This window comes from Pseudooceanicola profundi (assembly GCF_050897955.1).
In the GTDB taxonomy this organism is placed as follows: Bacteria; Pseudomonadota; Alphaproteobacteria; order Rhodobacterales; family Rhodobacteraceae; genus Pseudooceanicola.
Genome location: NZ_JBPAXZ010000001.1, coordinates 226,161 through 246,872 on the forward strand (window position 1 = coordinate 226,161; position 20,712 = coordinate 246,872).

22 protein-coding genes are annotated in these 20,712 nt (G+C 63.2%); 15 read left to right on the forward strand and 7 right to left on the reverse strand.

What is annotated here, in order from left to right; translation table 11 throughout:
* Positions 1-83 precede the first annotated feature (83 nt).
* Positions 84-407, forward strand: a complete 324-nt coding sequence (locus ACRARG_RS01115; RefSeq protein WP_432688133.1) for a HesB/IscA family protein — start codon at positions 84-86, stop codon at positions 405-407.
* 33 nt (positions 408-440) lie between these two features.
* On the opposite strand, the gene ACRARG_RS01120 is transcribed toward ACRARG_RS01115, so the two are convergent.
* From ACRARG_RS01120 to ACRARG_RS01130, 3 genes are all read right to left on the reverse strand, one after another.
* Positions 441-1,361, reverse strand: a complete 921-nt coding sequence (locus ACRARG_RS01120) for a DMT family transporter (protein ID WP_432688134.1) — start codon at positions 1,359-1,361, stop codon at positions 441-443.
* Complete coding sequence (locus ACRARG_RS01125; RefSeq protein WP_432688135.1) at positions 1,358-2,449, reverse strand: DUF6902 family protein; 1,092 nt, start codon at positions 2,447-2,449, stop codon at positions 1,358-1,360. The genes ACRARG_RS01120 and ACRARG_RS01125 overlap by 4 nt, the downstream gene beginning before the upstream one ends.
* A gap of 62 nt (positions 2,450-2,511) precedes the next feature.
* Positions 2,512-3,213, reverse strand: a complete 702-nt coding sequence (locus ACRARG_RS01130) for a hypothetical protein (protein WP_432688136.1) — start codon at positions 3,211-3,213, stop codon at positions 2,512-2,514.
* Positions 3,214-3,614: 401 nt separating this feature from the next.
* Between ACRARG_RS01130 and xth the strand changes: the two genes are divergently transcribed.
* Complete coding sequence (gene xth / locus ACRARG_RS01135) at positions 3,615-4,397, forward strand: exodeoxyribonuclease III (RefSeq protein WP_432688137.1); 783 nt, start codon at positions 3,615-3,617, stop codon at positions 4,395-4,397.
* Here the strand turns inward: xth and ACRARG_RS01140 are convergent.
* Both ACRARG_RS01140 and dksA read right to left on the reverse strand, forming a co-directional pair.
* The gene (locus ACRARG_RS01140; RefSeq protein ID WP_432688138.1) at positions 4,364-5,587 is read right to left on the reverse strand and encodes an FAD-dependent monooxygenase; all 1,224 of its coding nucleotides are present in this window, start codon (positions 5,585-5,587) and stop codon (positions 4,364-4,366) included. The genes xth and ACRARG_RS01140 overlap by 34 nt on opposite strands.
* Before the next feature lie 126 nt (positions 5,588-5,713).
* A complete protein-coding gene (dksA, locus tag ACRARG_RS01145; protein ID WP_432688139.1) occupies positions 5,714-6,136 on the reverse strand; it encodes an RNA polymerase-binding protein DksA in 423 nt (140 codons plus the stop codon).
* 215 nt (positions 6,137-6,351) lie between these two features.
* On the opposite strand from dksA, the gene ACRARG_RS01150 reads away from it, so the two are divergent.
* The 10 genes from ACRARG_RS01150 (at position 6,352) to ACRARG_RS01195 (ending at position 14,222) form a co-directional block, all read left to right on the forward strand.
* A complete protein-coding gene (locus tag ACRARG_RS01150) occupies positions 6,352-7,191 on the forward strand; it encodes an AAA family ATPase (protein WP_432688140.1) in 840 nt (279 codons plus the stop codon).
* Between the two features lie 154 nt (positions 7,192-7,345).
* Positions 7,346-7,813 (forward strand): GNAT family N-acetyltransferase, encoded by a 468-nt coding sequence (locus ACRARG_RS01155; protein ID WP_432688141.1) that lies wholly within the window; start codon positions 7,346-7,348, stop codon positions 7,811-7,813.
* Positions 7,813-9,234, forward strand: a complete 1,422-nt coding sequence (locus tag ACRARG_RS01160) for a DUF2927 domain-containing protein (RefSeq protein WP_432688142.1) — start codon at positions 7,813-7,815, stop codon at positions 9,232-9,234. Before ACRARG_RS01155 ends, ACRARG_RS01160 begins: the two co-directional genes overlap by 1 nt.
* Before the next feature lie 276 nt (positions 9,235-9,510).
* Positions 9,511-9,678: a hypothetical protein gene (locus ACRARG_RS01165; protein ID WP_432688143.1), complete on the forward strand. Its 168-nt coding sequence runs from the start codon at positions 9,511-9,513 to the stop codon at positions 9,676-9,678.
* 1 nt (position 9,679) lies between these two features.
* Entirely contained in the window at positions 9,680-10,864 is a 1,185-nt protein-coding gene (locus ACRARG_RS01170) for a vWA domain-containing protein (protein ID WP_432688144.1), read from the forward strand.
* 13 nt (positions 10,865-10,877) lie between these two features.
* On the forward strand, positions 10,878-11,222 hold the full coding sequence (locus tag ACRARG_RS01175) for a hypothetical protein (RefSeq protein WP_432688145.1): 345 nt from the start codon (positions 10,878-10,880) through the stop codon (positions 11,220-11,222).
* Positions 11,219-11,851 (forward strand): DedA family protein, encoded by a 633-nt coding sequence (locus ACRARG_RS01180; protein ID WP_432688146.1) that lies wholly within the window; start codon positions 11,219-11,221, stop codon positions 11,849-11,851. Before ACRARG_RS01175 ends, ACRARG_RS01180 begins: the two co-directional genes overlap by 4 nt.
* Positions 11,852-11,903: 52 nt before the next feature.
* Positions 11,904-12,332 carry an OsmC family protein gene (locus tag ACRARG_RS01185; RefSeq protein WP_432688147.1) on the forward strand — a complete coding sequence of 143 codons (429 nt, stop codon included), beginning with the start codon at positions 11,904-11,906 and terminating at the stop codon, positions 12,330-12,332.
* A gap of 115 nt (positions 12,333-12,447) precedes the next feature.
* A complete protein-coding gene (locus ACRARG_RS01190) occupies positions 12,448-13,128 on the forward strand; it encodes a M48 family metalloprotease (protein ID WP_432688148.1) in 681 nt (226 codons plus the stop codon).
* Between the two features lie 92 nt (positions 13,129-13,220).
* The gene (locus ACRARG_RS01195) at positions 13,221-14,222 is read left to right on the forward strand and encodes an LLM class flavin-dependent oxidoreductase (protein ID WP_432688149.1); all 1,002 of its coding nucleotides are present in this window, start codon (positions 13,221-13,223) and stop codon (positions 14,220-14,222) included.
* A gap of 71 nt (positions 14,223-14,293) precedes the next feature.
* Here the strand turns inward: ACRARG_RS01195 and ACRARG_RS01200 are convergent, their stop codons facing one another.
* On the reverse strand, positions 14,294-14,842 hold the full coding sequence (locus tag ACRARG_RS01200) for an RSP_2648 family PIN domain-containing protein (protein ID WP_432691296.1): 549 nt from the start codon (positions 14,840-14,842) through the stop codon (positions 14,294-14,296).
* Positions 14,842-16,047, reverse strand: coding sequence for an RSP_2647 family RNA methyltransferase (locus ACRARG_RS01205; protein WP_432688150.1), 1,206 nt, complete (start codon positions 16,045-16,047; stop codon positions 14,842-14,844). The genes ACRARG_RS01200 and ACRARG_RS01205 overlap by 1 nt, the downstream gene beginning before the upstream one ends.
* A 456-nt stretch (positions 16,048-16,503) precedes the next feature.
* Here ACRARG_RS01205 and ACRARG_RS01210 point away from each other — a divergent pair, with 456 nt between their 5' ends.
* The 3 genes from ACRARG_RS01210 to eda all read left to right on the forward strand — a co-directional run bounded on the left by ACRARG_RS01210 (position 16,504) and on the right by eda (position 20,599).
* Positions 16,504-17,634: a polysaccharide pyruvyl transferase family protein gene (locus tag ACRARG_RS01210; protein WP_432688151.1), complete on the forward strand. Its 1,131-nt coding sequence runs from the start codon at positions 16,504-16,506 to the stop codon at positions 17,632-17,634.
* Between the two features lie 504 nt (positions 17,635-18,138).
* Positions 18,139-19,944 carry a phosphogluconate dehydratase gene (edd, locus tag ACRARG_RS01215; RefSeq protein ID WP_432688152.1) on the forward strand — a complete coding sequence of 602 codons (1,806 nt, stop codon included), beginning with the start codon at positions 18,139-18,141 and terminating at the stop codon, positions 19,942-19,944.
* Positions 19,945-19,951: 7 nt separating this feature from the next.
* Positions 19,952-20,599, forward strand: a complete 648-nt coding sequence (eda, locus tag ACRARG_RS01220; protein WP_432688153.1) for a bifunctional 4-hydroxy-2-oxoglutarate aldolase/2-dehydro-3-deoxy-phosphogluconate aldolase — start codon at positions 19,952-19,954, stop codon at positions 20,597-20,599.
* Positions 20,600-20,712: the final 113 nt, after the last annotated feature.

Here is a 20,712-nt window from a genome sequence, read left to right on the forward strand (position 1 = left end):
CGTTATGGTCTGCATATATTGTGGGGGCGTGACAGGCAAATGCCCTGTTTCCCGATGTTTGCACCCGATTGCAGGAGTGTCCCATGCAGATCCCGCCCAAGGTTACCGACCGTGCCTTTGACCGCCTCGCCGAGATTGGCGCAGGCGCACAGGGTCAGGCGCTGCGCGTGGCCGTCGAGGGCGGCGGCTGTTCGGGCTTCCAGTACGATATCCGGCTGGATGATGTGACGGATGGCGATCTGGTGCTGGAGGGCAAGGGCGAGAAGGTGATCGTCGATGACGTCTCCCTGCCCTTTCTGGCCGGCGCGGTGATCGATTTCGCGGATGAGCTGATTGGGGCGCGCTTCGTGATCGAGAACCCGAATGCCACCAGCTCCTGCGGCTGCGGCACGTCCTTCTCTATCTGAATTCCGGGCCCGTTTACAGCGTAAGCCCGGCCGTCATTCCGCCGGGGGCATGGATGTGCGCCGTCCGGACAACCGCTGGCCGCGGTCCCGGGCGAACTGATCCATCACAAGATAGACGCCCGAGGCGACGACAAAGGTCGCACCGAGGAAGACGTTGGAGGCCGGGAATTCGCCGAAGAACAGCGCGCCCATGATGACCATCCAGACGAACTGCATGTTCATCAGCGGTGTGGCCGTATAGGCCGGCAGCAGCCGCAGCGCGATGACCAGCAGCCAGCGCGCCCCGAAAAGCAGCGCCGCATAGGCCACTGCCAGCCCGAGGTCGGTAAGCGGCATAGGCTTGAAAACAAAGGGAAGTGCTGCTGCCATGACGATCATGTTCAGCAGGTTCGGGTAGAAGACCAGCGCCAGCGAGTTCTTCTCATACCGGCCGACATAGCGCGCCATGACCATAGAGAAGGTGCCGAAGAGACAGGCGCCAAGCGCCACGAGATGGCCCGGTTCGACGGCCTGCACCCCTTCCGGGAAGAGGCTGATGACACCGATGAAACCGACGCCAAGCGCGATCCAGCTGCGCCAGTGGACGTGTTCACCCAGGATCGGGCCGGAGAGCAGACCCGCCACGATGGGCATCAGGCCGATGAAGACGAAGACTTCGGCGAAGGCCAGCAGGCGGAAGGCGTAGAAGAAGCAGAGCCCCGCCAGCACCGTCGCAACGGAGCGCAGGGCCATGGCCACGGGTTTCGTGGTGCGCAGCCCGCCCTGGGCCGGTTTTGCACGGTTGGCGATGACACAGAACAGGGCCACAAGCCCGCCCGAAACGGCGTAAAGCTGGGGTGCAGCATAGCCGCCCGCCAGCAGTTTGGTGATCGCATCGGCAGAGGAGATCAGCGCCGTATATATAAGGACGAGCGCGGCGCCGATCAGCGCCGCTCCTGAAGCCTGTTTGATCATGCCCGGGCAACCTCCCGTGTTGGTGCGCGCATGGCCGTACGGGCGAAATGCGCGTAGAATTCGTCAAAATCATCTGCCGCCTCTTCGGCATGCAGGATCATATCCGCCGCCTCGGATGTGACGGCATCCAGCAGATAGTCGCGGCTCAGATGCCAGTCAGCGGAGCGGCGCGGGCCGAGTTCGTGAAGGATTTCGGACATCTCACGCAGGGCAGAGGTATAGCGGGGCGCGGAATGGAAGCTGACGGGGCCCGGACGGGTGGAGATTTTGAACGGCTCGCCGCCTGCAGCGCTCAACGCCCAGTTGCATACGAGATACTCGTGATAATCGTCCTGCCGCATGGCGCCATCTCCCTCAGCGACCGAAAACCCTTCTGTCGCGCGCGCCAGCGTCTCATCCCAGATCCGCGGCGGGACCCATCCGCCGTAACGCATTGCGACCGACACTTCAGCAAGTAGGTCCCAATTGCAATCCAGAATTGCGAGGGTTCCGGCGTTGTCGAGGCTACGCCGAACCGCGTCACCGAGCTGTGGATTTTTGCGGCCATATTCGCTGAGATAGAAGGAAATGTGCGTCAGCTCATAGGCGGCCTTCTTGTTGGGAATAGCGAAGGTGCTTCTGCGTGACGCGAATTGTTTCAACCTGCCGTTGATCCGCGTCACATCTTCGGAGAGAATGACGCCATTTCGCGTCAGAAGGCGGATTGCTTCGCCGCGCTGGAGGTCCGATAATTCTGCCTCTACCAGTCCCTGATCGGCGATCCACTGCGCCATTCGGGCGGATTTCCCTCCCGGCATGCCAAGCGCTTCGAGGTCCTGCGCGATCGACAGGAAGAATCGATAGTATTGCGGGAAGAATTCCAGACGCTCCTCGATCCCCGCATAAAGCTCGTCATAAGCGGCCAGAGCTTCCGGAGCGACCGACTGGCCGGTGCACTCCAGAATGTTCAGGATTTCCGCATTTTCCTTGAGCCAGAAGACATCGCCCTGATCGCGGCGGTGGCTGGCGAAGGTTTCCAGCAGGGCCGCGTGTTTCGCGGCCCGCTGTGCGCTGCGGGAGGGGAAGGTCAGCTGGATGACATTGGACATTATATAGTCTCCTTTGTTCATCGGGGCACCCTGCCCCGTCCCGTCAGTTAGGTGGCAGCCGATCAGCTGCCGGAGGCGAAGGCCTGAACCGCGTCACCCAGCTGGGCTGCGGATGCGGTCGGGGCGGAGCCGGACGCGAAGGCTTCGACCTTGTCGCCGGAGATGGCGGCGGGAGCGGAACCGGAGGCGAAGGCCTCGACCTGATCGCCGGTGGTGACGTCGGAAGCGACAGGGGCGGAACCGGATGCAAAAGCTTCGACCTGGTCGCCGGCGGAGGTGCTGGATGCAACCGGTGCAGATCCGGAGGCGAAGGCCTGAACCGCGTCGCCGGTCGTCACGTCAGAGGCGGTCGGTGCGGAGCCGGATGCGAAGGCCTCAACCGCGTCGCCATTGCCCATTTTCGTGGCAGCCGGGGCCGAACCCGAGGCAAACATGTTCACTGCGTCGCCCGAGGTGATCGCCGTTGCGGTCGGAGCGGAGCCAGAGGCGAACATCTCGACCGAGTCGCCGGTCAGTTTGGTGGTCGAAGCACGGGGTGCGGAGCCCGATGCGAACATTTCCACCGCGTCGCCGGTGAGGCTGCGGAGGATGGATGCAGGGGCGGAGCCGGAGGCGAACATTTCGGTGGCATCGCCCAGTGCGGAAGAGGCAGAAACAGGGGCGGAGCCGGAGGCAAACATCTCGGTGGCATCGCCGGAGAAGATCGAAGTTTCTTCTGTTTTAACAAAAGCTTGCTTGTCGGTGATTTTGCGAACTGCGGTCATTTTCGTGGTCTCCATGTTGGCTGTTGATGACCTCAGCGTTGCCCTCTTTCCGGTTTTTCCAAAGTGAAAATTCTACCTATGCGTGTGGCATATTTTGTGGCACGCGACCCGATTCGCACTAAATCCCTGAAAGCATTAGCGCGCCGACCAGTGATATTTTTTTCATCTTGAGTCACGAAACCGCCCCTATCAGTTCCCTGAGTTCAGTTTACGGCGTCGAATCGGTTAGAATCAGCAGTCTTGGGTGAATCAACATCGGTCAGCGCCAAGCGAGAAATGACGCTGTATCGCATAGTTGAGACGCTCAGGAGCGACTCTGCGCGGGCTGCCGTGACCGGGGGTGTATCGCTTGCTCGCGCGGGCGCGATCGGCGATAGAGAAATAAACGGAGGGTTGGACCCATGCGCATCGCGACTTTCAACATAAACGGCATCAAAGCGCGACATGAAGCGCTGACCGCCTGGCTCGACGAAGCTACCCCCGACGTGGTGCTGCTGCAGGAGATCAAATCGGTCGACGAAGGGTTCCCGCGCGAGCTGTTCGAAGAGCGTGGCTATAATGTCGAAACCCACGGGCAGAAGAGCTTTAACGGCGTGGCGATCCTGTCGAAGCTGCCGCTGGAGGATGTGACACGCGGCCTGCCTGGTGATGACGAGGACGAACAGGCCCGCTGGATCGAGGCGACGGTGATGGGCGAAAAGACCGCCGTGCGGCTTTGCGGGCTCTACCTGCCCAACGGGAACCCGGCGCCGGGGCCGAAATACGACTATAAGCTCAGCTGGATGAAGCGGCTTAAAGCACGGGCCGAAGCTCTCATGGAGCTTGAGGAACCCGCGCTAATGGCCGGGGATTACAACATTATCCCTCAGGCCGAGGATGCCGCAAAGCCGGATAGCTGGCGCGAGGATGCGCTCTTCAGGCTCGACAGCCGGGATGCATATCGGCGCGTGCTGAACCTCGGCTTTACGGAGGCGTTCCGGACCCGCACGCCGGCGCCCGGGCATTATTCCTTCTGGGATTATCAGGCGGGCGCCTGGCAACGGAATAACGGCATTCGCATCGATCACATCCTGATGACGCCGCAATGTGCTGATTTAATGACAGATTCCGGGATCGAGAAAGAGCTTCGCGGGCGCGACAAGCCCTCTGATCACGTGCCGGTCTGGGTCGATCTGGACGCCTGACCGCTGCCAGATAGGCGCTGGCCGCCCGTCACGTCGTGATTGTAGAGCCAGTTGAAGCTGCTGGTCAGGGCAATCGGCGCCAGGGCGGACACCAGACGCAGCCCCATATGAGCCATGTCGCCAACCGGACCGCTCAGGTGATAGCGGCGGGCGTTCTTTTCGGCTGCGTTGATGACCCGGTGCACGCGGGCCTCTCTCCGCTCCTGATAGAGCGCGAGAGCCTCGTTCTGATCCGCGACCTCGTCCAGCGCCTCGGCTAGTACCCAGGCATCTTCCAGCGCCATGGATGCGCCCTGCGCCTGAAAGGGCAGCGTGGGATGGGCCGCATCGCCGAGCAGCACCACACCATCAGAGAACCAGCGTTCCGCAACCGGATGCCGGAAGAGCCCCCAGAGATGGACCTCCTTGATGCGCGACAGCAGGGTCTGGGCCCGCGAGCCCATGTCACGGAAGGCCGCGCGCATGTTCGCGGGGTCGTCATGGGTGTTCCAGTTCTCCGGCATCGACTCATGCCGTTCCTGCACCGCCACGATATTGCGCTGTTTGCCGCCGCGCAGCGGATAGGTCACGATATGCTGCCCCGCGCCCATGAAAACCTGAGCGATATGCGGGCCTTCGTCGCCCGGCACCACGGCGCGCCAGGCGACCATGCCGGTGTAGTGTGGATGCGATCCGGGATTAAGGCGCGGCGTCATACGCGAATGCAGCCCGTCGGCACAGACAATCAGATCGGCGGGGATGACACGGCCCTTGGCGGTCTGCACGGCCGGGTTCGGGCCGGTGTCGACACGGGTGACTTCGGTGTCGATCATCACCCGGACCCCGGCGGCAGAGGCGCCATCGGCCAGGATATCAATCAGGTCGGCGCGATGACAGAACACATAGTCTTCGCCCCGCTTCATCCCGTCGAACCTGAGCCGTGCGACGCGCAACCCGTGGCGGTCCCTCAGGGTGACGCCCTTGGCCTGAACGGCGGCGCGTGCGCCTTCGCGGAACGGACGTTCCAGCCCAAGGCCGCGCAGAACGGCAAAACCGTTGGGGCCGATCTGGATGCCGGCGCCAACCTCCGTGATCTCCGGCGCCTGTTCCATCAGGGTGACGGCGGCACCACGCAGCGCCAGCGCCCGGGCCACGGCCAGACCGCCGATACCGGCACCTATGACAATGATGGAACGGTCCGCGAGACCCATGGCGACACCTGAAACGCACAACGTCGGGGCAGGCCCCGACGTTGCACTGTTAGCGGCAAATGTCGACCGTTTTCGTACCGGTACAGCCGCGACGTCATGCGCCGCAGACAGCCGATTCAGCCCAAATCAGTCGTCGCGATGCACTTTTTCGCGGCGCTCATGACGCTCCTGCGCCTCAAGGCTCATGGTCGCGATGGGACGCGCATCTAGGCGTTTGAGAGAGATCGGCTCGCCCGTCACTTCGCAATAGCCGTATTCGCCTTCGTCGATGCGGCGCAGGGCGGCGTCGATCTTGGCAACCAGCTTGCGCTGGCGGTCACGGGTGCGGAGTTCGAGGGCACGGTCGGTCTCTTCAGAGGCGCGGTCGGCGACATCAGGGATATTGCGGGTATTTTCCTGCAGCCCTTCGACCGTATCGCGGCTGTCGGCCAGAAGGTCGTCTTTCCAGTTCAAAAGTTTGCGTCTGAAATACTCCGTCTGACGCTCGTTCATAAAGGGTTCGTCCTCGGCGGGACGATAGTCTTCGGGCAGAAAAGTTTCTGCTTTCATTAGTGGCTCCCTACTAAAGCCGTGGCGCATCTGGTGGTCCACCGGCACCCCACGGGCCCCTTACTGGGGGTGCAGATACTCCGATTGGATAGGCTTGTCACTACACATTTCCACTGTTTGTTAACCTGCCTGACACCTATCAGGGTGGCGCATTGCATGGGGTGGTGAAACAAATTATCGTCACGCGGAACATCGCAGGGAGAGGCGCAATTCCGATGAAATTCCAAGGCACCGAGAGCTACGTCGCGACCGACGACCTGACCGTGGCGGTGAATGCCGCCGTGACGCTGGAGCGGCCGCTTCTGGTCAAGGGTGAACCCGGCACCGGCAAGACGGAACTGGCGCGGCAGGTGGCCTCAAGCCTCGGGCTGGAGATGATCGAATGGAACATCAAATCCACCACCAAGGCGCAGCAGGGCCTTTATGAATACGACGCCGTCTCCCGCCTGCGCGACAGCCAGCTGGGCGAAGAGAAGGTACATGACGTCAAGAATTACATCCGCAAGGGCAAGCTGTGGCAAGCCTTTGAATCGGATAAGAAAGTCGTGCTTCTGATCGATGAGGTCGACAAGGCGGACATCGAGTTTCCGAACGATCTTCTGCAGGAGCTCGACAAGATGGAGTTCCATGTCTACGAGACCGGAGAGACGATTTCCGCCCGCGTCCGGCCCATCGTCATCATCACCTCCAACAATGAAAAAGAGCTGCCCGACGCCTTCCTGCGGCGCTGCTTTTTCCACTACATCCGCTTCCCCGATATGGAGACGATGAAGCAGATCGTGGAGGTGCATCACCCCGGCATCAAGGCAGAGCTTCTGACCTCTGCGCTGACCCAGTTCTTCGAGGTCCGGGAGATGGCCGGGCTGAAGAAGAAACCCTCGACTTCGGAGGTTCTGGACTGGCTGAAACTGCTGCTGGCAGAGGACCTTTCGCCCGACGATCTGAAGCGCGACGGGGCAAATGCGTTGCCAAAACTGCACGGTGCCCTCCTAAAAAATGAGCAGGACGTGCATCTGTTCGAACGTTTGGCTTTCCTTGCGCGCGGACAACGGTAATAGTGAGATCAGGCAAGGGGCGAGGAATCGTCCCGGTCGCTGACCATAAAAAGGGGCCTGACCGGGCAAAGAACCGGCAGAGACACCCGGAAGGCGGCCGATACGGCGTGACGGGGGAAAAACATCCCGCACGATTGAGAGCGGAGCAGTTTCAATGGCAGGCACGGCGACAGCCGGTGCCCTGACTATTCGGCCAATCGAACAGGCCGATCGTGCTGGCTGGGGCCAGCTATGGCAGGGCTATCTGGACTTTTACAAAACCGAACTTCCGGGTGAGATGTACGATCTCGCCTTCGACAGGTTGTTGTCGGGGGCGGAGGGCGAATTCGCCGGGTTCATCGCGCTGGTCGGGGATCAGCCTGTGGGCCTCGTGCATTACCTCTTTCACCGGCACGGCTGGAAGGCGGAGAAGGTCTGCTATCTGCAGGACCTTTATGCCGATCCTTCGGTGCGCGGCAAAGGGGTTGGCGCGGCGCTGATCACGGCGGTCTATGCGGCGGCGGACGAGGCCGGGGCGCCCACCGTCTACTGGCTGACCCAGCAGGACAATGCGACGGCGCGCAAGCTCTACGATCAGATCGCGGGCGTCACCGATTTCATCAAATACCAGAGGGTGCTCTGATGGCGCGGAGCATCCTGCGCCTCGCGCCCATGTTCCTGGCCCTGACGGCCTGTATCGACCCGGTGGACACACGGCCTGCCGGCCTGCCCCTGTCGGATGAAACGCCGACGCGGCTGGCACAGGCGCCTGCCGTCGCCCTGCCCCCGATGAAGGTCTTTTCTCGCGTGCTGCCGCTGGCACCGACGCGGTCGAACAGCGATATCGCGCAGGATTTCCTCGACCTGTCCTTCAAGCTGGAGAGCGGGCGCGCCCTGCCCGTCTTCACCCGGTTCGAGGCGCCGATTGAAGTTGTGGTCTCTGGCAAGCCCGCGCCCGGCATGATCACCGATCTGCGTGCGGTGATGCGACGGCTCCGGCAGGAGGCCGGGATCGACATCAACTTCGGCAAGGCCTCTCTCAACGGGTCGGCCAAGGGTCAGGCGCTGGTAACCGTTCAGGCGGTCAGCAGCGCAGAGATCCGGCGTTACCTGCCGCAGGCCGCCTGTTTCGTGGTGCCCGGCATCACCAGCCTGTCGCAGTATCACGAGGCGCGCCGGGCCGGGCTGACCGATTGGGCGCGGCTGGGCAAGCGCGAGAAGATCGCGATCTTCGTGCCCAATGACGTCGCCCCGCAGGAGGCGCGCGATTGTCTGCACGAGGAGCTGGCGCAGGCTCTGGGGCCGCTCAATGACCTCTACCGCCTGCCCGACAGCACCTTCAACGACGACAATATGCATACGGTCCTGACCGGGTTCGACATGCTGGTGCTCAAAGCCACCTATGCGCCCGAACTGCGCTCCGGCATGAGCCGGGAAGAGGTGGCGCGGGTCCTGCCCGGACTGCTGGCGCGGTTGAACCCGCAGGGCGACGGGGAGTTGAATCGCCGCCTGCCGGAAACGACGCCGGAATGGATCAACGATATTACCGCCGCTCTGGGCCCGGGACGGTCCGAGGGTGCGCGCGTCGCGGCGGCGCAAAACGCCCTGCGCGTGGCGCAGTCCGAAGGCTGGCAGGACCACCGGCTGGGTTTCTCGCATTTCGTGCTGGCCCGCATGTTGCAGCGGAAGGACCGGGCGGAGGCGTTCAAACATATGACCGCCGCCTATACGATCTTCCGCCGTCGTCCCGAAACCGCCACCCATGCCGCCCATGCCGCCGCCCAGCTGGCCGCCCATGCGCTGCGTGAAGGCAAGGGCGATCTGGCGCTGTCGCTGCTGAACGGTCAGGATGATGTGGCCCGGCAGAGCGAGAATGCCGCCCTGCTGGCGTCGATCCAGATGCTCAGGGCCGAGGCGCTTGAGATGACGGGCCGCGACAGCGACGCGCAGACCGTCCGTCTGGACAGTCTGGGCTGGGCGCGATACGGCTTCGGCCCTGACTGGGCCGTGCGCGCCAAGCTCGACGAGATCGCAGCGCTGCGGCCGGACGCTATCCGGGGTTAACTCCCCGGGAAGGACCGGTAACCGAATGTTTTCAACACTCATTGTCGCGTATGAGGGCAGCGCCGGCCCGCGGGGTGGCGCCATAGCGCCGCCCCGGGGGGGCGGGTCGGCGCTGCCCGGCGTAAACGCCGGGCGGATCCATCGATCGACGTACGCGCTTGTGTCTGGCTCGGGCTCCAATGAGAACTCCCAAGACATAGCTTGCGCGAACAAGACGTTCCCGCAAATCAGACCTTCAGGGCCGCCATCTGGCCCTGACGATTCAGGAGGCAGGGAATGATCGCAATCGCAGGGCTTCTCTTCGGAGCCATTCTGGGGGCCTGGCGCGCCAAGTCCCGCAAGGGCGGCAGCCTCGATATTTTGCAATATGCCGCCGTGCATGCCATGCTGTTTGGAGTGATCGGGCTCTTCGCCACGATAATCATCCACCGCATGGCGATGTAGAATGTTCATTCCCTTCTTCGAAACCCTCCGCGCCCATGCCATTCCCGTGTCCCTGCGGGAATATCTGAGCTTTCTGGAGGCGATGAAGGCGGACCTTGTCACCTATGATCCGGAGGGGTTCTACTACCTCGCCCGCGTCGCCATGGTGAAGGACGAACGGAACCTCGACAAATTCGACGTGGCCTTCGCCAAGACCTTTGAGGGGCTCGACCAGATCACCTTTGACGAGATGCTGGAGAAGGTCGACCTGCCCGCCGACTGGCTGCAATCCATGGCCGAAAAGCACCTCACCGAAGAGGAAAAGGCCGAGATCGAGGCGCTTGGCGGGTTCGAGAAGCTGATGGAGACGCTGAAGAAGCGTCTGGAAGAACAGAAGGGCCGCCACCAGGGCGGCAACAAGTGGATCGGCACCGGCGGCACCTCGCCCTTTGGCGCGGATGGCTACAATCCCGAGGGTGTGCGCATCGGGCAGGAGAAATCCCGCCACCAGCGCGCGGTCAAGGTCTGGGACAAGCGTGAGTTCAAGAACCTCGACGATACGGTCGAGCTGGGCACCCGCAATATCAAGGTGGCGCTCAAACGGCTGCGCAAATGGGCCCGCGACGGGGCGCATGAGGAGCTTGACCTCGACGGTACGATCCGCGCCACGGCGGAACATGGCTACCTCGACGTGAAGACCCGTCCGGAGCGGCGCAATGCCGTGAAGGTGCTGCTGTTTCTCGATGTCGGCGGCTCCATGGACCCGCATATCAAGGTGGTGGAGGAGCTTTTTTCCGCCGCGCGGTCGGAATTCAAGCACCTGGAGCATTTCTACTTCCACAACTGCCTCTATGAGGGCGTCTGGAAGGACAACAAGCGGCGCTGGCAGGAACAGACCCCGACCTGGGAGGTGCTGCGCACCTATGGGCCTGATTATAAATGCATTTTTGTGGGCGATGCCTCGATGTCGCCCTATGAGGTCGCCTATCCTGGCGGTGCCAATGAGCACTGGAACGAGGAGGCCGGTCAGGTCTGGCTCGACCGTTGTCGCCAGCACTGGAAATCCAACCTGTGGATCAACCCGGTGCCCGAGAAATACTGGGGCTATACCCAGTCCATCCGCATGATCCGCGAGCTGTTCGAGGATCAGATGGTGCCCATGACCCTGGCCGGGCTGGAACAGGGCATGAAGGAACTGACCCGCTGAGGGGCCGGGCCACATGATCCGCTCGCTGCCCCACCTCTGGCGCCACCACCCGTTTGCGCTCAGCTTCTTCGGGCTGGCGGCGGTTCTGGCGCTGGTCTTTGCGGTGCGGCTGACGCTCTTTTCCGTCTACTGGGCCGATCCGGCGCATCGCCAGCAGCATCCCGAAGGCTGGATGACCCCGGGCTATGTTGCCCATTCCTGGCACCTGCCGCCGGAGGAGGTCTTTCGTGAGCTCGGCCTCACGCCCCCCGCCGACCGCATGACGCTGGAGCGGATCGCGGCGGACAAGGGCATGCCGCTTGAGGCACTGATCGCCACCCTCGCCGCCTATCTCAACACGCGGACAGCACGCCCATGACCGACTGGCTGATGGAGGCGCTGGCCCTTGGGGGCGTGCCGGTCCTGATGCTGGTCACCTTCCTCAGCTGCCTCGCCATGCCGGTGCCCAGTTCGCTGCTGATGCTGGGCGGCGGGGCGCTGGCGGCCTCGGGCGATCTGTCGCTATGGTCGGTCGCGCTTGGCGCCTATGGCGGCGCGGTTACGGGCGATCAGGTCGGATACCAGATCGGTCATTCCGGCAGCGAATGGCTGCGGCGCCGGGCCGGGTCGGGCCGACGCGGCGCCATCGCCATGGCCCGGGCGGAGGCGATGCTGGAGGCCCGCGCGGGCCTCGCCGTCTTCCTGTCGCGCTGGCTGCTTTCTCCGCTCGGGCCTTACGTGAATTTTGCCGCCGGGGCCGCGCGGCTCGACCGGCTGCGCTTTACCCTCTGGGACCTGGCCGGAGAGGCGGTCTGGGTCAGCCTCTATGTTGGCCTCGGCTATGCCTTCGGCAGCCGGATCGAGATGATCGCGGAGATCAGCCAGAACGCCGTGGGTCTTCTGGCTGCGTTGGCGGTGATGGTGGTGGCCGCGCTCTGGATGCGGCGGGCGCTGAAACGCGCCCATGCGGCGGGCGACCGGGATGCCGTGACATCCCCCAGCCCTTGAAACCGGGGCAAACCGCGCTCTCCTTGTGGCAACTGAAGCAAAGGAGATCACCATGATCAAGAAATTCGGCTCCGCAATCTGGAACGGCACCATCAAGGGCGGCTCCGGCACCGTCTCCACCGAATCCGGCGTGCTGGACAAGGCGCAATACGGCTTCAAACAGCGTTTCGAGGGCGAACCCGGCACCAACCCCGAGGAACTGGCGGGCGCGGCCCATGCCGCCTGTTTCTCCATGGCGCTGTCGCTGCAGCTGGAACAGGCCGGGATGACGGCAGACGAGATCTCCACCAAGGCGACCGTGTCCATGGACCGCACCGACGGCGGGTTCGAGATCAAGTCGGTCCACCTCGACCTGACCGCCAAGATCCCCGGCGCGGATGAGGCCAAGTTCAAAGAGGCCGCCAACAACGCCAAGGCCGGCTGCCCGATCTCCAAGCTCTTCAAAGGCGCGGAGATCACGCTGGACGCCAAACTGGCCTGATCTGCCCCCCTCTGCCCCGGCCCCCGTCTTTTTCTTGCGAAAAATATCCCGGGGTCTGGGGCAGAGCCCCAGTTCCACCGTTGCCCTTGCCACGCAACACCCCCACATTGCGCCCATGCTGCGTTTCACCCCGATCCTCCTCGCCATCCTCTACGGCATTGTCGCCTGGCACTTCTCCTCCTGGCGACTGAAGAAGGAGCTTGACCAGCGTTCGACCGAACTGGCCGATCCGAAACTGGCGAAGCTGACGCAGAGAATGGCGCAGGCGCTCGATCTGGAGCGCATCCGGGTCCATGTCTACGAGATCGCGCCGGTCAATGGCATGGCCGTACCGGACGGGCGCATCTTCATCACGCGCGGGTTTCTCGACAAATACACCGCCGGGGAGGTCACGGCGGAGGAGCTCGCCTCCGTCATCGCGCATGAGCTGGGCCATGTGGCGCTGAACCATACGCGGCGTCGGCTCATCGATTTCTCCGGCCAGAATGCAATGCGCACGGCGCTTGGCATGGTGCTGTCGCGGCTGGTGCCGGGGATCGGCGGGCTGCTGGCGGGGCTGCTGACATCGCTTCTGGCGGCGCGGCTGTCACGCTCGGATGAATATGAGGCGGATGCCTATGCCGCCGCGCTGCTGACCAAGGCGGGGATCGGCGTGGCGCCGCAGGTGCGGCTTTTCGAGAAACTGGAGGCGCTGACCCAGCAGGGCGGCGGCCGCCCGCCCGCCTGGCTGCTGAGCCATCCCAGCCCCGAGGACCGGATCGCCGCCATCCGCCGGCTGGAGTCTGGCTGGGCCTAGGCATTTCCGCGCAACACGGGGTTGCGGTCCCGGCTCTGGCATCCTCCGGGCATAGCCCCCATGTTACCACTCCAGAACGACCGGAGGCTCCCATGCACTATTCCCTGCTCGATCTCGCACCCGTGCCCGAAGGCTCCGGCGTGCGGCAGGCCATCGCCAATTCCGTGGCCCTGTCGCAGGCGGCTGAGGCCGCGGGCTATACCCGGCACTGGCTGGCAGAGCATCACAATATGCCCGGCATCGCCTCCTCGGCCACGTCGATCCTGATCGGGCATATCGCGGCGGCGACGACGCGGATCCGGGTGGGCTCCGGCGGGGTGATGCTGCCCAACCATGCGCCGCTGGTGATTGCCGAACAGTTCGGGACGCTGGCGGAGATCCATGGCGACCGGATCGACCTCGGCCTCGGCCGGGCGCCCGGCACGGATATGGAGACGGCGCGGGCGCTGCGCCGCCACATGTCGCAGCAGGATACCTTCCCGCAGGATGTGCTGGAGCTGCTGGCCTATCTGGGCCCGGTGGAAGATGGCCAGCGGGTCCGTGCCTTTCCGGGCATGAACACGCGGGTGCCGGTCTGGATTCTGGGCTCCTCGCTCTACGGGGCGCAGCTGGCGGCGCATCTGGGGCTGCCCTACGCCTTTGCCTCGCATTTCGCGCCGGAGATGTTGGAGGAGGCGGGACATGTCTACCGGACGTCATTCCAGCCCTCGGAATTTCTGGAGAAACCACATTTCATGGTGGCGATGAATGTCTTCGCGGCGGAGACGGACAGGGAGGCGGAGTTCATCCGCACCTCCTCCATCCTGGGGTTTGCCAAGCTGCGGCAGGGCCAGCCCGGCCCCCTGCCCGCCCCGGTCGAGCGGCTGGAGGATCACCTGCCGCCGGACTGGATCGCGGCGGCGCAATCCAGGCTGGTCGTTAGCGCCACCGGGTCCGAGGCGACGGTCACGGCGAAGCTCGGGGAGCTGATCGAGCGCTATGCGCCCGATGAGGTCATCGTGAATGCGCAGATCTGGGATCATGCGGCGCGGGTGCGGTCGGTCGAGATCGCAGCGCGGGCGCTGCGGTCGCACGGGGCGCTGGCGGCGGCCTGAGCGGGTCCGCGCTGGCGCGCGGAAGCCGTCGGCGAGAGTATTTTTGGAAAGGTGAACGGGGGGGGCGCGGTTCAGGTCCGGGCCTGTTGCGCTTTGCCAAGGCGCGGCAGGCGGGCCTTTTTCATCAGATCGCGCAGCGTCCAGTCCTGGCCGGAGAGGCGGCGGGCTTCTTGCAGGACGGTCTGGGCGACCCGGGCCATGCGGTCGGGATCGGCCTCGTAAAAGCCCAGCAGGAGCGTGTCGGGATCGGCGCGGGTGAGCCCTTCCTCTGCGAGGATATTGCGGGGGAAATCCTTGGCATTCATCGTGACGATGCCATCGGCATGGCCGGCAATGGCGGCGGCGAGGACGTGGATGTCATTGTCATCGGGCAGCCAGAGGCGCTGTTGGAGGCCGTCCGGCGGGGTGACAGAGGCCCTTGGGTGGCGGGCCTGCAACATGGCGATTTCGCCGCGCGCCACGGCCTCTTCGCCCGGGGCGATGCGGGCGGCGGCGCGGGCCCATTCCTCAAGGATGCGGGGCGACCAGAGCGGCTGGAAGAAGCCCGCCTCTGCCGCGCCCATCAGCACCTCGCGCATCACGGTCGGGTAGAGCACGCAGGCGTCGAGGGTCAGTTTCATCATAGCCGGAAGAACAGCGCCTTGAGATAGCCGCTTTCGGCAAGCTGCGGATGCATCGGGTGGTCGGGGCCGGCATAGCCCGTCTGGATCAGCTGGGAGGTCCGGCCAGAGCCATGCAGACCACGCCCGATGCCGCGCGTGCAGGCGGTGCGGAATTTCTCCAGATCCGCGGCATGGGAGCAGGAGCAGAGGCCGAGGTAGCCGCCCTCCCGCACCAGCGGTGCTGCGAGGCGGGCAATGCGCTCATAGGCGCGCAGGCCGGCGTCGAGCGCCTGTTTGGAGGGCGCGAAGGCGGGCGGATCGCAAATCACCACGTCAAAGGCTTCGCCCTCTTCACCAAGCGCGGTGAGCGTGTCGAAAGCGTCGCCCTGGCGGGTGGCAAAGCGATCTGCGAGGCCGGACTGGCGCGCGCCCTCTTCGGCCAGATCGAGCGCGGGGCGGGAGCCGTCGACCGCCAACGCCGTCTCCGCGCCCGCGGCGAGGCAGGCGAGCCCAAAGCCGCCGACATGGGAGAAGACGTCGAGCACCCGGGCACCCTTGGCGAGGCGGGCGGCAAAGGCATGGTTGGGGCGCTGGTCGAAGAAGAGGCCGGTCTTCTGGCCCCCCGTCAGATCGGCCATATAGGTAGCGCCATTCATCGGCACCGGGACCGGGGCCGTGGGGGTCGTGCCGGCGAGCGTGGCATCCTGATCGTCCAGCCCTTCGAGCTTGCGCGCCCGTCCGCCCGCGCTTTTCAAAACGGTGGTCACGCCGGTGACGCGGATCAGGGCGGCGGTCAGCATCTCCAGATGCGCCTCTGCCCAGGCGGCATTGGGCTGGACCACGGCGGTGTCGCCGAAGCGGTCGATGATGACGCCGGGCATGCCGTCGGCCTCGGCATGGATGAGCCGGTAGAAGGGGTCGGAGAACAGACGTTCCCTGAGCGCCAGCGCGCGGGCGAACCGGTCGACAAACCAGGCCATGTCGAGGCCCGGCACATCGGGGCGGTCCAGTACCCGGGCGGCGATGCGCGAGCCGGGGGTGACGGCGACCAGCGCCAGAGGCGCGCGGCCCTCATCCTCCAGCAAGGCGACGGTGCCGGGGGCAAGCGCCTTGGTGCGGCGGTCCATCACCAGCTCGTTGTCATAGACCCAGGGGTAGCCAAAGCGGATCCGGCGCGGATCCATCTTGGGTTTCATGCGGATGGTGGGCAGCGTGTCTGTCATGGGCCCCTCCTACAGCGAAGCGGTGCGGGCGGGAAGAGGGGGTGATGGGGGTGAGGATGTTTCGGCCGGTAGTTATGCGTGCGTGATTGCTGGCGCAACTGCACAGAATTGTGTGAGGAAAAGCGGGAAGCTGCTAATTCGGTGCGCCGTAGGCAGCCGATAGCCAAACGCAGTTATTGAACTCAAAATTTATCAGGCGACCTTGAGCGCATAGTATAGCATAGCAGCACCAAAGCACTTGTAAGGCTTGCGGTGATATTTTTCGCTAGACATTTCTCAGCGCGAAAAATCCGAAGGCTGTGATTGTCAAAAGCCTTGACAAAGCCTGACCGACATTCTTTTTAGGCATTGTGAGTGGATGTGGACCCAACCCGAAATATTTCGGGTTAGGTTGTGTGGTGTATGAATGTCGAAGGGAATCTTCGCTACATTCGTGTGTTGGGTGTGTGATCATTTATGAAGCATGTAATTATTTTCTCTGGCGCCCTCGACAATGTTGGAGATCTGGCGCTGCTGCAGTCTTGTGTAGAGGGCCTGCGCCGACAAAGTGATTTTGCATTCGCTCAAATTTGGAGCTACTGCTGGGGCGATGTTCCTGAAACCGCGAAGATGGCGTTAGAACGGATGGATGTAGCTCCTATATCCGGGAAGAGCATCAAGCCGTATACCTTACTTGGACCTGACACATTGCTGCTTTGGGGCGGAGGGCAGCTACTTCGCAACAACGCTTCCAATAACTCGCTTCGTGCCGCAGAAGCGCTTTCTCGATTGGCTATATTAACCGGTGCGAAGACCGCTGTTATCGGCTGCGGCGTGTCTGAACTTTCGGCTGATAAGGTCAAGCGTTATCGCAGAATTTTCAAGAACGCGGATTTATTCGCGGTTCGCGAAGATTTTTCTGTCGTTGGTGCAGCTCCCCTACTGAAAAAAGTGAAACCTGTGGTGACGCAAGACCTTGCGTTTTCTTTCGGTGCGCTTTGGGAGCCATACACAGCGGATAGTAATCGTACGAGCTTGCTCGTTGCGCCTTGCGAGGACGATTCTGAACAACGTACGGTTGACGACGAGCAAATTCTTCAGCTCATTTTGGCAGCCAAACATCGTTATCCAAATCTCGCTACCGAGTTCATCAGCCATGATGTCCGTCCTCACATGGACCCAGCCGTGTGCCAAAAGTTAAGCATCGCTCTATCTCAAAAGGATATCTCGAGCACACAAAATAGTAGTCTGATCCTTTCCGAAGTGCTCAGAACCTATGAACGATCACATTTGGTCGTGACCAACCGTATGCACGCCGCCATCTTCGCATATGCGCGAGGATGCGCTGTTATCATCGTCGACGACGGAAACCCTAAAACAAGGGCAATCGCCAAGAAGCTCGGCCTGGTAACCGTTCCGGTTTCGGAAACAAATAGGTCTAAATTGGAGGATGCCATAGATCGAGCGGAGAAGGTAAAAGCGAGCACGACACGGCGCGACACTCTGGATAAAATGCGCGCAACGTCAGAATCCAATTTTGACCTACTCAGAAAGGCTGTGCGAAAAGAGTCGACGAATACTATATTGGAAGATTTGACCTCTGCATAATGCGGCGCGGAACTTTTTTGAACCGTCCAAGCATTTAGATGCCTTTTTGACTTACTCTAACATAACTTCGCCGACGATACTTAAGCCAATTTATTTTGGCGACAGCAACTTCTGATTGAATAGCTCAAACAACTTTCTCTACACTAGTTTCAGCAATGTATTTGATGCATTGCTGATTAAGCTATCACCTCCGATTCGGGCCGGTACCGTCTATGCCGCGCTCAGTTCGAGTGTCCGCTCTGGCCACTATTTACGAGTCATGATTGCTGTCTCCCCAAACCGTCGTGGCGCTTTTAGGTCAAAGTGAGCCCGCAGCGGTCGTTACTCCCTTTCCCCCCCCCAATGGACGCCAGCGCTCAATGTGCTACGTTCAGCACAGGACCGGCGCGCGGCACAGGGTGCCACGGGCCCGGATTGCAGGTTGTTAGCGCAAACATATATTGCTATCAGGTGGGTGACGCGGGGTGAGCGGCGCCCCCGGAGAGATGAGACAGGAGGCCCCTCATGCCCCTCAATCCCACTATTGATGCAGTGACACAGCGGATCATCGAACGGTCGGAGGAGACGCGCGGGCGGTACCTCGACCGGATGAATGCGGCGGTGGAAAAAGGCCCGGTCCGGGCGCATCTGACCTGCGGCAACCAGGCCCATGCCTATGCGGGCGTGCCGCTGGATCAGGAGGCCCTGTCGACGGGGACGGCGGCGAACCTCGGGATCGTGACGGCCTATAACGATATGCTCTCGGCCCATCAGCCGTTTGAACGCTTCCCGCAGCTGATCCGGGAAGCGGCGCGGGCCAAGGGGGCGACGGCGCAGGTGGCGGGCGGTGTGCCCGCGATGTGCGACGGGGTCACGCAGGGCCAGCCGGGGATGGAGCTGTCGCTCTTTTCCCGCGATGTGATCGCCCTGGCGGCAGGGGTGGCGCTGTCGCACAACTGCTTTGACGCGGCCTTGTATCTGGGCGTCTGCGACAAGATCGTGCCGGGGCTGGTGATGGCGGCGGCGACCTTTGGGCATATCCCGGCGGTCTTCCTGCCGGCGGGGCCGATGCCCTCCGGCCTGCCGAACGATGAGAAATCGCGGGTGCGCAACCAGTTCGCCACGGGCGAAGTGGGCCGGGACAAGCTGATGGAGGCAGAGATGGCCTCCTACCACTCGCCCGGCACCTGCACCTTCTACGGCACGGCCAATTCCAACCAGATGCTGATGGAATTCATGGGGCTGCACCTGCCGGGCGCGTCCTTTGTGAACCCGAACACGCCTTTGCGCGATGCCCTGACGGTGGCGGGCGTCGAACGGGCGATCGAGATCACCGCGCTTGGCAATGATTTCCGGCCTGCGGGGCAGATCCTGGATGAGAAGGCCTTTGTGAACGGGATCGTCGGGCTGATGGCAACGGGTGGGTCCACGAACCTCGTTCTGCATATGCCCGCCATGGCGCGGGCGGCGGGCGTGCAGCTGACGCTGGATGATTTCGAGGAGATCTCCTCCGTCACGCCGCTGATGGCCAAGGTCTATCCGAACGGTCTGGCCGATGTGAACCATTTCCATGCGGCGGGCGGTCTGGGCTACCTGATCGGGCAGCTGCTGGATGCGGGGCTGCTGCATGACGACACCAAGACGATCGCCGGTGACGGGATCGCCGCCTATGCGCGGGAGCCGAAGCTGACGGGCGGGCGGATCGCCTATGAGGCCGGGCCGCGCCAGTCGGAGAATGACAAGATCGTACGACCTGCAGACGACCCGTTCCAGAAAACCGGCGGGCTGAAACGGCTGGCCGGAAACCTCGGCACGGGGATCATGAAGGTCTCTGCCGTGGCGTCGGAACGGCATATCGTGGAGGCGCCCGCGCGGGTGTTCGAGGATCAGGAGGCGGTCAAGGCCGCATTCAAGAACGGGGAGTTCACATCGGATACCGTGGTTGTCGTCCGGTTCCAGGGCCCCCGCGCCAATGGCATGCCAGAGCTGCATTCGCTGACGCCGACCCTGTCGGTGCTGCAGGATCGCGGGCTGAAGGTGGCGCTGCTGACGGATGGGCGGATGTCGGGCGCCTCGGGCAAGGTGCCTGCCGCAATCCATGTCGCGCCGGAGGCTGCCGATGGCGGGCCCTTGTCGCGCATCAAGGATGGCGATCTGATCCGGGTGGATGCGGTAGCGGGCACGATCGACGTGCTGACCGATGGGGCGCTGGATCGCGCGCCCGTGACGCCGGACCTGTCCGCTAACGGATTTGGCATCGGACGCGAGATGTTCGAGCTGTTCCGCCAGAATGCCGGAACCGCCACGGCCGGCGCCGCCAATATCGTGTGAGGATATCATGAGCATCACCCCCGAAGAGGCCTGTGTCGCCAGCGAGAAACTCTGCCGTACCGCGCCGGTGATCCCGGTACTGACGGTGACCGAGGTCGCCCATGCCGCACCTCTGGCAGAGGCGCTGGTGAAAGGCGGACTGCCCGTTCTGGAAGTCACCCTGCGTACGCCCTGCGCGCTGGAGGTCATCGCGGAGATGGCTCAGGTCGCGGGCGGCATCCCCGGTGCGGGCACATTGCTAACACCTCAGGATGTGGAGAATGCACTGAAAGCGGGCGCGAAATTCGGCGTCTCGCCCGGTGCGACGGACAAGCTGCTCGATGCGGCGGAGGAGATGGGGCTGCCGATGCTGCCGGGGGCTGCCTCGGCCTCGGAGGCGATGCGGCTGCTGGAGCGCGGCTACCGGGTGCAGAAGTTCTTCCCGGCGGAAGCGGCAGGGGGCGCGCCCTTCCTGAAATCCATCGGCGCGCCGATCCCGCAGATCCTCTTCTGCCCGACGGGTGGTGTCAGCCCGACCAATGCGCCGGATTACCTCAAGCTGCCCAATGTCGCCTGCGTCGGCGGGTCCTGGGTCGCACCTGCGGACAAGCTGGAGAGCGGCGACTGGGGCGGGATCGAAGGGCTGGCCCGGGCGGCCGCGACCCTCTCCGCCTGAGCCGACCCGGCGCAGTGCCGGGAAGCCACGGAATTGCAACGGTTTTCCACGGCCTCTTTCGGAGGTCTTGGCCTGTCACCCGGCGCGGCCTATAAGCAGGCTCGCACAGCCGG